This window comes from Klebsiella sp. C239 (assembly GCF_048822715.1).
Taxonomy (GTDB): Bacteria; Pseudomonadota; Gammaproteobacteria; order Enterobacterales; family Enterobacteriaceae; genus Klebsiella; species Klebsiella quasipneumoniae.
Genome location: NZ_JBMEZK010000001.1, coordinates 70,506 through 83,470, shown reverse-complemented (window position 1 = coordinate 83,470; position 12,965 = coordinate 70,506). Strand labels below are relative to the sequence as shown.

At 58.8% G+C, this 12,965-nt stretch carries 11 protein-coding genes; 1 reads left to right on the top strand and 10 read right to left on the bottom strand.

The annotated features are described in order from the left end of the window. Positions 1-38: 38 nt before the first annotated feature. Positions 39-1,505, bottom strand: a complete 1,467-nt coding sequence (gene guaB / locus ACOI6Z_RS00385; RefSeq protein WP_004151980.1) for an IMP dehydrogenase — start codon at positions 1,503-1,505, stop codon at positions 39-41. A 158-nt stretch (positions 1,506-1,663) separates the two neighbouring features. On the opposite strand from guaB, the gene xseA reads away from it, so the two are divergent. Beyond that, complete coding sequence (gene xseA / locus ACOI6Z_RS00380; RefSeq protein ID WP_023290630.1) at positions 1,664-3,055, top strand: exodeoxyribonuclease VII large subunit; 1,392 nt, start codon at positions 1,664-1,666, stop codon at positions 3,053-3,055. Here xseA and ACOI6Z_RS00375 read toward each other — a convergent pair. The 9 genes from ACOI6Z_RS00375 to ACOI6Z_RS00335 all read right to left on the bottom strand — a co-directional run bounded on the left by ACOI6Z_RS00375 (position 3,039) and on the right by ACOI6Z_RS00335 (position 12,890). After that, positions 3,039-3,257: a zinc ribbon domain-containing protein gene (locus ACOI6Z_RS00375; protein WP_004201901.1), complete on the bottom strand. Its 219-nt coding sequence runs from the start codon at positions 3,255-3,257 to the stop codon at positions 3,039-3,041. The two genes, xseA and ACOI6Z_RS00375, sit on opposite strands and share 17 nt — an antisense overlap. A 49-nt stretch (positions 3,258-3,306) precedes the next feature. Next, the gene (locus tag ACOI6Z_RS00370; RefSeq protein WP_325082928.1) at positions 3,307-4,386 is read right to left on the bottom strand and encodes a Gfo/Idh/MocA family oxidoreductase; all 1,080 of its coding nucleotides are present in this window, start codon (positions 4,384-4,386) and stop codon (positions 3,307-3,309) included. A 118-nt stretch (positions 4,387-4,504) separates the two neighbouring features. Continuing rightward, the gene (gene der / locus ACOI6Z_RS00365; protein WP_004144309.1) at positions 4,505-5,983 is read right to left on the bottom strand and encodes a ribosome biogenesis GTPase Der; all 1,479 of its coding nucleotides are present in this window, start codon (positions 5,981-5,983) and stop codon (positions 4,505-4,507) included. Positions 5,984-6,096: 113 nt separating this feature from the next. Next, positions 6,097-7,275 (bottom strand): outer membrane protein assembly factor BamB, encoded by a 1,179-nt coding sequence (bamB, locus tag ACOI6Z_RS00360; protein WP_023290632.1) that lies wholly within the window; start codon positions 7,273-7,275, stop codon positions 6,097-6,099. A 10-nt stretch (positions 7,276-7,285) separates the two neighbouring features. After that, a complete protein-coding gene (locus tag ACOI6Z_RS00355; RefSeq protein ID WP_023290633.1) occupies positions 7,286-7,906 on the bottom strand; it encodes a YfgM family protein in 621 nt (206 codons plus the stop codon). Between the two features lie 34 nt (positions 7,907-7,940). Continuing rightward, positions 7,941-9,215 (bottom strand): histidine--tRNA ligase, encoded by a 1,275-nt coding sequence (gene hisS, locus ACOI6Z_RS00350; protein ID WP_012540880.1) that lies wholly within the window; start codon positions 9,213-9,215, stop codon positions 7,941-7,943. 91 nt (positions 9,216-9,306) lie between these two features. Continuing rightward, positions 9,307-10,428 (bottom strand): flavodoxin-dependent (E)-4-hydroxy-3-methylbut-2-enyl-diphosphate synthase, encoded by a 1,122-nt coding sequence (gene ispG / locus ACOI6Z_RS00345; RefSeq protein ID WP_048336296.1) that lies wholly within the window; start codon positions 10,426-10,428, stop codon positions 9,307-9,309. 26 nt (positions 10,429-10,454) lie between these two features. Then, on the bottom strand, positions 10,455-11,447 hold the full coding sequence (gene rodZ, locus ACOI6Z_RS00340; protein WP_023290635.1) for a cytoskeleton protein RodZ: 993 nt from the start codon (positions 11,445-11,447) through the stop codon (positions 10,455-10,457). A 276-nt stretch (positions 11,448-11,723) separates the two neighbouring features. Continuing rightward, on the bottom strand, positions 11,724-12,890 hold the full coding sequence (locus tag ACOI6Z_RS00335; protein WP_420686779.1) for a bifunctional tRNA (adenosine(37)-C2)-methyltransferase TrmG/ribosomal RNA large subunit methyltransferase RlmN: 1,167 nt from the start codon (positions 12,888-12,890) through the stop codon (positions 11,724-11,726). Positions 12,891-12,965 lie beyond the last annotated feature (75 nt).

Below are 12,965 nucleotides of genomic sequence, written 5' to 3'. Positions count from 1 at the left end.
AGTAAATAAATCGCCCGACGCAAGGTCGGGCGAAGAAATCAGGAGCCCAGACGGTAGTTCGGGGACTCTTTGGTGATGGTCACGTCGTGAACGTGGCTTTCCTGAATGCCCGCACCGCTGATGCGTACGAATTCAGCTTTGGTACGCAGCAGGTCAATGGTACCACAGCCGGTCAGACCCATACAGGAGCGCAGGCCGCCCATCTGCTGGTGAATGATCTCTTTCAGGCGGCCTTTATAGGCCACGCGGCCTTCGATACCTTCCGGCACCAGTTTGTCAGCGGCGTTATCGCTCTGGAAGTAGCGGTCAGAGGAGCCTTTCGACATCGCGCCGAGGGAGCCCATCCCGCGATAGGATTTGTAAGAGCGGCCCTGGTAGAGTTCGATTTCGCCCGGGGATTCTTCGGTACCGGCCAGCATGGAACCGACCATCACTGCCGCCGCACCGGCCGCGATCGCTTTAGCGATGTCGCCGGAGAAACGGATACCGCCGTCGGCGATAACCGGAATACCGGTGCCTTCCAGCGCTTCCACCGCGTCGGAAACGGCGGTGATCTGCGGCACGCCTACGCCGGTCACGATACGGGTAGTACAGATGGAGCCCGGGCCGATGCCCACTTTCACCGCGCTGCAGCCGGCTTCCGCCAGCGCACGCGCGCCTGCGCCAGTGGCGACGTTGCCGCCGATGATCTGCAGGTCCGGGTATTTCGCGCGCGTTTCACGAATACGTTGCAGAACGCCTTCGGAGTGGCCATGAGAGGAGTCGATCAGCAGGACGTCAACGCCCGCAGCCACCAGCGCATCAACACGCTCTTCGTTGCCCGCGCCGGCGCCGACCGCAGCGCCTACGCGCAGACGGCCCTGCTCATCTTTACAGGCATTCGGTTTACGTTCCGCTTTCTGGAAGTCTTTTACGGTGATCATCCCGCGCAGGTGGAAGCTCTCATCCACAACCAGCGCCTTCTCAACGCGTTTTTCGTGCATCTTCGCAAAGACCACTTCACGGCTTTCGCCTTCACGAACGGTAACCAGACGCTCTTTCGGGGTCATGTAGACGCTGACCGGCTGGTTCAGATCGGTGACGAAACGCACGTCGCGGCCAGTGATGATGCCGACCAGCTCGTTCTCTTCGGTAACCACCGGGTAGCCGGCGAAGCCGTTACGCTCGGTCAGCTCTTTCACTTCACGCAGGGTGGTGGTCGGCAGAACGGTCTGCGGGTCGGTGACCACGCCGGACTCATGTTTCTTCACGCGGCGAACTTCTTCCGCCTGGCGCTCGATGGACATGTTTTTGTGAATAAAGCCGATGCCGCCTTCCTGTGCCAGGGCAATAGCCAGACGCGCTTCCGTTACGGTATCCATGGCTGCGGAGAGCATAGGAATATTCAGACGAATGGTTTTCGTCAGCTGAGTGCTGAGATCGGCTGTATTCGGCAGAACGGTAGAATGAGCGGGAACGAGGAGGACGTCGTCAAACGTCAGGGCTTCTTTAGCGATACGTAGCATGGGCAATATCTCGACCAGGGTGGATAAATATTGCCGTGGCATTATACAGAGCGTAACCGATTGCATCTACCCTTTTTTGCAAATAATACTTGCCATCCCCTCTGAGCGCGTTACTATCGACTGAATAACCTGCTGATTTAAAGTTTGATCTTGCTCACATGTTACCCTCTCAATCCCCCGCAATTTTTACCGTTAGCCGCCTCAATCAGACGGTGCGTCTGCTGCTTGAGCGCGAAATGGGCCAGGTCTGGATCAGCGGCGAGATCTCTAACTTCAGCCAGCCTTCTTCCGGCCACTGGTACTTCACCTTAAAAGACGATAACGCCCAGGTGCGCTGCGCGATGTTCCGCAACAGCAACCGCCGGGTCACGTTTCGCCCACAGCATGGGCAGCAGGTGCTGGTTCGCGCCAACATCACCCTGTATGAGCCGCGCGGCGACTACCAGATTATCGTCGAAAGCATGCAGCCCGCCGGCGAAGGGTTGCTGCAGCAGAAGTATGAGCAGCTGAAAGCGCAGTTAACCGCGGAAGGGCTGTTCGATCAAAAACATAAGCAGGCGCTCCCCTCCCCCGCCCGCTGCGTCGGGGTCATCACCTCGAAAACCGGCGCCGCGCTGCACGATATTCTTCATGTCCTCAGACGCCGCGACCCCGGGCTGCCGGTGATCGTCTACCCGACCGCGGTCCAGGGTGACGATGCCCCCGGGCAGATTGTGCGCGCCATCGCGCTGGCGAACGCGCGTCAGGAGTGTGACGTGCTGATTGTCGGACGCGGCGGTGGTTCGCTGGAGGATCTGTGGAGTTTTAACGATGAGCGGGTGGCGCGCGCTATCTTCGCCAGCCAGATCCCTATCGTCAGCGCCGTCGGCCATGAAACCGACGTCACTATCGCTGATTTTGTTGCCGACCTGCGAGCGCCGACCCCTTCTGCCGCCGCGGAGATCGTCAGCCGTAATCAGCAGGAGCTGCTGCGCCAGCTACAGGCCGGGCAGCAGCGGCTGGAGATGGCGATGGACTATTTCCTCGCCAGTCGCCAGCGCCGTTTTACCCAGTTGTTCCATCGTCTGCAGCAGCAGCACCCGCAGCTGCGGCTGGCCCGCCAGCAGACCGCACTGGAACGCCTGCGCCAGCGGATGCGCATCGCCGTGGAATCGCAGCTTAAACGCGCCGAGCAGCGGCAAAAGCGCACTGTTCAGCGCCTGAATCACTATAACCCGCAGCCGCGTATCCACCGGGCGCAATCGCGCGTCCAGCAGCTGGAATACCGGCTGGCGGAAACGATGCGTAGCCGCCTCAGCGAGCGGCGTGAACGGTTTGGGCACGCGGTGACCCATCTGGAGGCGGTGAGTCCCTTAGCCACCCTGGCGCGCGGCTATAGCGTCACTTCGGTGAGCGACGGCACGGTGTTGAAGCAGACAAAACAGGTCAAAACCGGCGATCTGCTCACCACCCGCCTGAAAGACGGCTGGGTCGAAAGTGAAGTGAGGCAGATTGCGCCGGTGAAAAAAACGCGGGCCAGAAAGCCATCGCCGCCTAAACCAGCGGAATAAACTCCACCCGTTTTTTCGAGATCAGGCCGTGCCCGTGCTGGCAAAAGTAATCCACCGCGCCGCACGCCTTCAGCACCTCCAGCGGCTGGTGGCATTCCGGGCAGCGCGCCTCAAGGGCAAATACCCTTTCGCACTGAGCGCAATGCGCGCTGCTGCCTTTGACATCTAACGGCGCGTGGCACAGAGGGCAATCAAGTTCCATAACCATTCCTTTCAACGTTTATCTGCACCTATTTTATCATGTTCCGGGTTTAATGAGGGCCGCGTAATTGCTGCTGCAACCTGAGCAGCCATTCCACTTCCTCAAGCCGACGCCGCGTCAGCCCGGCCACGCTTTCGGGCGCCCGGGTAAACACATTCTCCGCGCCAAGGATCTGCTCATCGAGACAGTGCGCATAGATCGCTCCGGGCCGGGTCCAGCGCTGGATCCGCTCGCCGTCCTGTAGCGTCGCCACCTCGCCATCAGGGGCGCGATCGAGGGCAAGCAGTCGCCCGTCCCGCAGCCCTATCCGCATTCCCTTTTGCCCGCCCGCGGGACCGGCATATTTGTTAAGCCAGATATTCAGCGGAATATCGCCCAGGCGTCCCTGCAGATGCGCCTCTCCCTCGGCAGTGACCGTATCCCCATGAGCAATATCTCGGCCGAGACGGTCTTTCGCCGCTCGAACGGCGAGGTCCAGCGTCACATCGCCACCGCAGCCGAGCAGCGTTTCCCGCAGCATCGCCAGGACATGGGTACCGATATCGAGGATCACGCCGTCAGGATGACGCAGCCGCCGGGTATCCAGCTCGCCGGTGGCAAAGTTAAGCGCGACCGGTTCTCCGGCAGCGTTAAAGCCGCTTGGCTCCTGCAAATAGCCTTCTATCCAGGCGATATCCTGCGCTGAAAGGTGCGGCGGCGGCAGGCCGCTGCCCTCCTCTTCCGCCTGCCACGGCGGAGCAAGAGCGTTCAGGGCTAACCCACGCGCCATCCAGTGGTCGAGGGCCAGCACCCGACCGGCCTCCCCCGCCGGCTCCAGCAGCGCCCGCAGCCGCGCGGCCTGCTCAAGGTTGGCCACTATCGGTTTCTCCACCACGATGCGGGGAATGGCGCTGGCTAACGCCCTCTCCAGCACGGGCAGGTGCTGGAGGGATGACGTGGTGATGAAGAGCGTATCCAGGGGTTTGGCCAGCAACGCCGACAGCGAACTGCAGCGCTGGATCCCCGGCAGCGCTCTGCTGCTGTCCAGGTCATAGCCCTGGCAGCTGTCAATACGGTATCCGAGGCGACGCAGCGCGGGTAAATAGGCGGTTTCCACCACCGCGCCGAGGCCGATAAATCCAATTTGCATGTTTAGTCCACCCCTGAGCCGATCTGTTCCCGGCGAAGTATCGCGGGATTATGGCGGATGGTTTTGACATTTACCGGCATGGCGGCCACAAAAAAACCCGCCGAAGCGGGTTTAATGATTATTTGCTTTTCTTGATGTGCTTGATCAGGCGCTTACGTTTCCGCATCTGGTTCGGCGTCAGGGTGTTGCGCTTGTTGGCGAACGGGTTTTCTCCTTCCTTGAACTGGATACGGATTGGCGTACCCATCACGTCCAGGGATTTACGGAAATAGTTCATCAGATAGCGCTTGTAGGAATCCGGCAGATCCTTCACCTGGTTACCGTGGATCACCACGATAGGCGGGTTGTAGCCCCCGGCGTGGGCATATTTCAGCTTCACGCGACGGCCGCGAACCAGCGGTGGCTGATGATCTTCCGCCGCCATGTTCATGATCCGGGTGAGCATCGCGGTGCTTACGCGGCGGGTTGCGCTATCGTAGGCTTCACGTACCGATTCAAACAGGTTGCCGACGCCGCTGCCGTGCAGGGCGGAGATGAAGTGCACCCGGGCAAAGTCGATAAAGCCCAGACGATAGTCGAGGGTCTCTTTCACCTGCTCCTTCACTTCCTGGCTCAGGCCGTCCCATTTGTTGACGACGATCACCAGGGAGCGGCCGCTGTTGAGGATAAAGCCCAGCAGCGACAGATCCTGATCGGAGATGCCTTCGCGGGCATCAATCACCAGCAGCACGACGTTGGCGTCTTCAATCGCCTGCAGCGTCTTGATGACCGAGAATTTCTCCACCACGTCAGTAATTTTGCCGCGCTTGCGCACCCCGGCGGTATCGATGAGCACGTATTCGCGCTCGTCACGCTGCATCGGGATGTAAATGCTGTCGCGGGTGGTGCCCGGCATATCGTAGACCACCACACGATCTTCGCCGAGGATGCGGTTGGTGAGCGTCGATTTACCGACGTTAGGACGTCCGACAATCGCCAGCTTGATCGGCAGATCCTGCGGATTGAAATCGTCTTCCGGCTCTTCTTCCGCTTCACCATTCTGCTCAGCTTCGAATTTTGCCCAGTATTCGGCGTCTTCATCCACTTCTTCCTGAGGATTAACCTCATCGACCCATGGCAGCAGGGCCTGCTCAAGCAGGCTGGTCACGCCGCGGCCGTGCGAAGCGGCAATAGGATAGATATCGCCCAGGCCGAGCGACCAGAAGTCCGCCATCGCCTGGTCGACGTCGATGCCGTCGGTTTTGTTAGCCACCAGGAAGGTGGGCTTTTCACGAGAGCGCAGGTGTTTAGCGATCGCGATGTCCGCCGGCATCAGGCCCGCGCGCGCATCGACCATAAACAGCACCACATCGGCCTCTTCGATTGCCAGCAGCGACTGCTCCGCCATCCGGGTTTCCACGCCCTCTTCCGTACCATCAATACCACCGGTATCGATACAGATGAATTCGCGGCCTTCGACTTCGGCCCGACCGTACTTACGGTCACGAGTCAGCCCCGGGAAATCCGCAACCAGCGCATCACGAGTGCGCGTCAGGCGGTTAAAGAGCGTGGATTTTCCAACGTTAGGGCGCCCGACAAGCGCGACCACAGGTATCATGTTAAATGCCTCATACAATCACTAAGCAACATCGTCATAACGACGTTTTTAAAAAAGTCAAAACGGCCCCTGTCTGCCAGGGGCCGTTTCTTAATCACTCACGACAGCGGTAATTAACGCGTAATCGCGTACAGCGTACCGTCTTTCGCCTGGATCAGCAGTCGACCATCGGCCACAACCGGGTCGGTCAGGAAACCGGAGCTGTCCACTTTCTGCTGCGCCACAAAATGGCCATCTTCCGGGTTCACCCAGTGCATATAGCCTTCGCTATCGCCGACCACCAGATTGCCATTATACAACACCGGCGCGGTCAGCAAACGGTGCAGCAGATCGCTTTGTGTCCACAGGGTCACGCCGCCATCAGTAGTCAGCGCCAGCAGGCGGTCATTCTGGTCAACCAGATAGATACGGTTGCCATCGACGATGAAATCATTCACCGAACCCAGCTCGCGCTTCCACATAATCTGGCCGCTGCGCAGATCCAGCGCGGTCAGGTTACCGTTGTAAGCCAGCGCATAGACAACGCCGTTGACGATAATCGGCGTGGTGTCGACATCGCTCAGACGGTCGATTTCCGTCGGCCCGGTGGCCGTGGAAATACGCTGCTGCCAAATCATCTGCCCCTGCTGCATCAATACCGCGCTGACGCGGCCATTGTCGCCGCCCACGATCGCCGCGCCGTAGGCGGTGGCCGGAGCGGATTCGCCGCGCAGGGAGAGCGCAGGCATATCCAGGTTAACCGTCCACTTCACGGCGCCATCGGTCTCATTCAGCGCCTGCAGCTGGCCGTTACTGGTGTGGACCAGCACCATGCCATCGCTCACCACCGGGCGCGACAGCGCTTCGCCGGCGACGCGGGTTTGCCAGGCAACGGTACCATCGCTGGTATTCAGCGCATACAGCTGCGCTTTCTCACTGCCGATATAAACATGGCCGCCCGAGACGGTCACACCGCCGGAAAGCAGCGCCGGGGTACGCGAGAACCAGCCATCTTTCTCCGCCAGATTCACCGACCACACCTCTTTGCCGTCGTCAGCGCTCAGCGCTTTGACTGTGCCTTTACGGTCAGCGGCATAAACCACGCCGTCGGCGAAGGCCGGATGAAGGTTAGAGTAAAATTCGCCGATACCATCGCCAACCGAGGTGCTCCAGGACGTGGACGGCGTAAACTGGTTTTCTACCGTCGGCAGCGGTGACATTTTCACCACATCTTCTTCGCTATTAAACAGCGAACACCCGCTCAGCAAGGTAACGGAAAGCAGCCCTGGCAAAAGTAATTTACGCAATTGCATCGAGTCCCTCTCAGATGGACAAATTATTCATTTTCATACGCATCATTTCGCTGAGCGCAGGAGAAGCATCGCTTTTCACGCCAGCTTCCCACGCCGCACGGGCCCCTTGCTTATCGCCTTTGCTCAACAGAATTTCGCCGCGCAAATCAGCCACAATCGCGGTCCAACCTTCGCCTTTAATGCTGTCGAGGGTTTTCAGCGCCGCATCAGCCTGCTTCATCTGCAGCTGAACGCGGGCAAGACGCATACTGATAACCGATTTCAGGTTATCATCAGACGCGGCCGCCAGCCCCTGCTGAAGCTGCTTTTCGGCGTTCGGCAGATCGTTCTGTTCAACAAAATGCTGTGCCAGCTCGAGAGAGGCGAAGGCGCCGTAGGTATTTTTATTGTCAGCCGCGAACTTCTCCGCCCCTGACAGCACGTCTGGCGTATTTGATTTCAGCGCGGAAGTCGCCTTTTCGTAAGCCAGCGACGCGTCTCTGGCGGTATCCTGCTGATGGGAGGTCCAGTAGCGCCAGCCAACCAGCGCGCCAATCCCTAAAATCACCCCGACCGCCAGCGCTTTGCCGTTTTCGGCAAAGAAGCGCTTCAGCGCATCGACCTGATCGTTCTCGTTGTTAAAAGTTTCCACGCAGTCCTTCTCCTGACTAATAATTCCCGGGAGATTAACCCAGAAGTGTGCGCAAATGCGCGGCAACGCTCTCCTGCGTTACGGTAGTTTGCTCACCTGAGCGTAAATCCTTCACTACCACGTTTCCGTCAGCGATCTCTGACTCACCCACCACCAGGGCGATACGTGCGCCCCATTTATCGGCACGGGCGAACTGCTTCTTAAAGTTGCCGCCGCCGTGGTTGGTCATCAGTTTCACGCCGGGCAGCGCATCGCGAACCTGCTCAGCCAGACGCATGGCGGCGGACTGAGTATCGGTCCCGGAGGCTACCAGGTATATATCGACAACAGGATCGGCTTTAAATTCCGGATTCACTGCCTGGACCAGTAAAACAAGACGTTCCAGACCCATGGCGAAGCCCACGCCCGGGGTGGCACGACCGCCAAGCTGCTCAACCAGACCGTCGTAACGGCCGCCGGCGCAGACGGTGCCCTGAGAACCGAGACTGGTGGTCACCCACTCAAACACGGTGCGGTTATAGTAGTCGAGGCCGCGCACCAGGCGCTGGTTGACGGTATAGCGGATCCCGGCATCGTCAAGCAACGCGCACAGGCCGGCAAAGTGGGCTTTCGACTCTTCGTCGAGATAATCGCCGAGCGCCGGCGCGTCGTTCAGCAGCGCCTGCACGTCCGGGTTTTTGGAGTCCAGCACCCGCAGCGGATTGGTATACATCCGGCGTTTGCTGTCTTCATCAAGCTTATCGGTAAACTGCTCGAGATAAGCCACCAGCGCGTCGCGGTAGTTGGCGCGGGCTTCCAGAGAACCGATGGAGTTCAGCTCAAGGCTAACATGATCGGAGATGCCCAGCTCACGCCACCAGCGCGCGGTCAGCATGATCAGCTCCGCATCGATGTCCGGCCCCTGCAGGCCAAAAACTTCGGCGCCGATCTGATGGAACTGGCGGTAACGGCCTTTCTGCGGACGCTCGTGGCGGAACATCGGCCCGACGTACCACAGGCGCTGTTCTTGATTGTACAGCAGACCATGTTCGATGCCGGCTCGTACGCAGCCCGCCGTCCCTTCCGGACGCAGCGTCAGGCTGTCGCCGTTGCGGTCCTCAAAGGTGTACATCTCTTTTTCAACCACGTCGGTCACTTCGCCGATCGCGCGTTTGAATAACGGGGTCTGCTCTACAATCGGCAAACGGATTTCGCTGTAACCGTAGCTACCGAGCACCTGCTTCAGTGAGCCTTCAATGCGCTGCCAGAGAGCGGTTTCGCCCGGCAGATAATCGTTCATGCCACGGATGGCTTGAATGTTCTTTGCCACGTTTATTCTCTTTATATATACAAAAATGAACCCCGGCGCCTCGCGCCCGCAGGTTCAATCATACACGGGAAGCGTATCGCTTCCCAACACGTTATTTTGCTTCAAGCTGTTGAACGTCAATCCGACGGGCTTCATCGAGCATCGAGGCTTTGGCGCGGATCCGCGCTTCCAGCTGGTCGATCATGTCGTTGTTGTCCAGGCGATCTTTACGCACGCCGTCTTCATACAGGCCGCTTTTCTTGTTGCCGCCGGTCACGCCGAGGGTGGAAACCAGCGCTTCGCCCGGGCCGTTCACCACGCAGCCGATGATCGAAACATCCATCGGAGTGATGATATCTTCCAGACGTTGCTCCAGAGCGTTCACCGTCCCGATAACGTCAAACTCCTGACGCGAACAGGTCGGGCAGGCGATGAAATTAATACCGCGGGAACGAATACGCAGCGATTTGAGGATATCGAAGCCGACCTTGATCTCCTCCACCGGATCCGCCGCCAGCGAGACGCGCAGCGTATCGCCGATCCCTTCGGACAACAGCAGCCCAAGACCGATCGCCGATTTCACCGCGCCGCTGCGCGCGCCGCCCGCTTCGGTGATCCCGAGGTGCAGCGGTTGATCGATCTGTTTCGCCAGCAGGCGATAAGACTCTACCGCCAGGAAGACGTCGGAGGCTTTAACGCTGACTTTAAACTGATCGAAATTGAGGCGATCGAGATGATCGACATGGCGCATGGCGGATTCGAGCAGCGCCTGCGGCGTCGGCTCGCCATATTTTTCCTGCAGATCTTTTTCCAGCGAGCCGGCGTTAACGCCGATGCGGATCGGGATATTTTTATCGCGCGCGCAATCTACGACCATGCGGATGCGCTCTTCGTTGCCGATGTTGCCCGGGTTGATACGCAGGCAGTCGACGCCGTATTCCGCGACTTTCAGCGCAATACGGTAGTCAAAGTGGATATCGGCGACCAGCGGGACGTTGACCTGCTGTTTGATTATTTTGAACGCCTCGGCGGCGTCCATCGTCGGAACAGAAACGCGGACAATATCCGCGCCCACGCGCTCTAACGCTTTGATTTGATTTACGGTTGCCGCCACATCAGTGGTGCGCGTATTAGTCATTGACTGAACGGCGATGGGAGCCCCATCGCCAATTGGCACATTACCAACGTAAATACGTTTAGATTTTCTACGTTGAATCGGAGCCTGGTTATGCATGAAAAATCTCCCGCGTTACCCGTCTGTTACTGCGCCGGTGATGATTCGGCATTAAGGGTCAGACGCGCAACCTGGTTAGTTCTGATAAAACGACTTAAATCGACAGGCTTGCCCAGATACTGGATCTCTACCGCAGCCGGGGCGCCAATTTTCAGCTTATACGGCGCCTGACCGCTCAGGTTCAGGTTGCCGCCTTTACGCTGCAGGCCGCTGAACAGTTTTTTGCCGGTGGCATCGCTCACTTCCAGCCAGCAATCGGCGGAAAAGTTCATCACCAGATCCTGCGCCGCCGCCGCCGGGTTCGTCACGTTCGCCTGATCGGTCGGCAATGGCGAGGCCGGTGTAGCCGGCGCCGTCGGCGCCGCGCCTGCGGTATCGACATTGGCCTGGGAAGGCGCGACAACGGCGTTATTGTCCGCCGGCGTCTGGGCCGGGGCGCTGGTGGTCGGGGCGCTGGCGGTATCGGTTGGCGCGCTGTTCGCAGCGCTATCGGCGGTCGGGGCTGCCGGGGCGCTGGTATCCAGCGGCACGCTCTGGCTGCTGGTGTCGCCGCTGTTCAGCTCAGCGGAAGACTGATCGGCCATGGTGGAGATCTCTTCCTGCTGCGCCTTATGGTCTTGCCACCACCAGGCGCCGCTCAGGCCGATAACCACAAACAGCACCAGCCAGGTGAAGCTCATCAGCCAGCCGTCGCGTTTTTTGCGACGTTTACCTAAAGAGAAGCTCTGCATTGGCGCGACTTTCGCCGCGCGGATGGGCGCTTGCTTGGCCATCATCGGCAGCAGCTCGTCTTCCGGGATATGTACGAGGCGAGCATAGGAACGGATGTACCCGCGCAGGAAGGTGGAAGCGAGGTCGGCAGGCGCCTTATCGTCTTCAATATCACGAACCGTGGACACCTTCAGGCATAAGCGTTCTGCCACCGCTTGCTGGCTAAGTCCGAGTTGTTCGCGGGCGTGACGCAGACGCGCGCCCGTGGTGTTTGCTTCTTGATGATCTTGAGTGGCTTCAGTATTCATTCGCTACAACTACTGGTACGTGAAATTTAAAGTTCAGCGCGGGAAAAAGCCGGCGCCGCGAGACATCTGTGGTACGTCAGCCTCACAGTATAGGACTGTCAGCCGCGCGATCACAGAGACGAATCAAAATTGAATGCTAAGCGGTTGTTGTGCCGCTACATACTGCCTCAAAGTCGACAAAAACGCACCGTAATTATTAACCGAATCAGCGTATTTCGCCTGGCTATTGGTCATAAATATGACCCGTGCCGCCTGCGCTGCACGGGCCATCATTTGTCAGACCGCTTTTACGTCAATCGCTTCGCCCTGCATCCGCTTACGCAGCGTGCGCTTGGTACGGTCGATGACGTCGCCCGCCAGCTGACCGCAGGCGGCATCGATATCGTCGCCGCGCGTTTTACGCACGATGGTCGTAAAGCCGTACTCCATCAGGACTTTGGAGAAACGGTCGATGCGGCTGTTGGAGCTGCGGCCATACGGCGCGCCCGGGAACGGGTTCCATGGGATCAGGTTGATCTTGCACGGCGTATCTTTCAGCAGCGCCGCCAGTTCGTGGGCGTGCTCGGTGCCGTCGTTGACATGATCCAGCATCACGTACTCGATGGTCACCCTGCCCTGGTTGGCGTTGGACTTCGAAATATAGCCGCGCACCGAGTTGAGGAAGGTCTCGATGTTGTACTTTTTGTTGATCGGGACGATTTCGTCACGAATGGTGTCGTTCGGCGCGTGCAGGGAGATGGCCAGCGCGACGTCGATCATATCGCCGAGTTTATCCAGCGCCGGCACCACGCCGGACGTCGACAGGGTGACGCGACGTTTGGAGAGGCCAAAGCCGAAATCGTCGAGCATGATTTCCATTGCCGGAACGACATTGTTGAGGTTCAGCAGCGGCTCGCCCATGCCCATCATCACCACGTTGGTGATCGGACGTACGCCGGTGGTCTTCACCGCGCCGACGATTTTCGCCGCGCGCCAGACCTGGCCGATAATTTCGGAAACCCGCAGGTTGCGGTTAAAGCCCTGCTGGGCGGTGGAGCAGAATTTACACTCCAGCGCGCAGCCTACCTGGGAGGAGACGCACAGGGTGGCGCGGTCTTCTTCCGGGATATAGACGGTCTCGACGCGCTGATCGCCAACGGCAATCGCCCATTTAATGGTCCCGTCGGTTGAGCGTTGCTCTTCAACCACTTCCGGGGCGCGGATCTCCGCCACTTCTTTCAGTTTACTGCGCAGGACTTTGTTGATGTCAGTCATCTCATCAAAGTTGTCGCAGCAGTAGTGATACATCCATTTCATCACCTGATCGGCGCGGAAAGGCTTCTCGCCCATGTTTTTGAAAAACTCGCGCATCTGCTGACGGTTTAAATCCAGCAGGTTGATTTTGGCATCTTTGTTCGGCACCGTCAGAGCGGCGGTATCAGGCGTGACAATTTGTTCAGACATAATGTTTTCCGGCCTCGTTATTACACGTTATGGCCCCAGGTGGGTTGAAAAAGAAACGCCCCGGAGAGCGACAGC

Excerpts from the sequence above, each read along its gene's own strand:
- xseA (WP_023290630.1), top strand. The coding sequence starts at position 1,664 with ATGTTACCCTCTCAATCCCCCGCAATTTTTACCGTTAGCCGCCTCAAT.
- ispG (WP_048336296.1), bottom strand. The coding sequence starts at position 10,428 with ATGCATAACCAGGCTCCGATTCAACGTAGAAAATCTAAACGTATTTAC.
- rodZ (WP_023290635.1), bottom strand. The coding sequence starts at position 11,447 with ATGAATACTGAAGCCACTCAAGATCATCAAGAAGCAAACACCACGGGC.
- ACOI6Z_RS00370 (WP_325082928.1), bottom strand. The coding sequence starts at position 4,386 with ATGCAAATTGGATTTATCGGCCTCGGCGCGGTGGTGGAAACCGCCTAT.
- ACOI6Z_RS00335 (WP_420686779.1), bottom strand. The coding sequence starts at position 12,890 with ATGTCTGAACAAATTGTCACGCCTGATACCGCCGCTCTGACGGTGCCG.
- bamB (WP_023290632.1), bottom strand. The coding sequence starts at position 7,275 with ATGCAATTGCGTAAATTACTTTTGCCAGGGCTGCTTTCCGTTACCTTG.
- guaB (WP_004151980.1), bottom strand. The coding sequence starts at position 1,505 with ATGCTACGTATCGCTAAAGAAGCCCTGACGTTTGACGACGTCCTCCTC.
- der (WP_004144309.1), bottom strand. The coding sequence starts at position 5,983 with ATGATACCTGTGGTCGCGCTTGTCGGGCGCCCTAACGTTGGAAAATCC.
- ACOI6Z_RS00375 (WP_004201901.1), bottom strand. The coding sequence starts at position 3,257 with ATGGAACTTGATTGCCCTCTGTGCCACGCGCCGTTAGATGTCAAAGGC.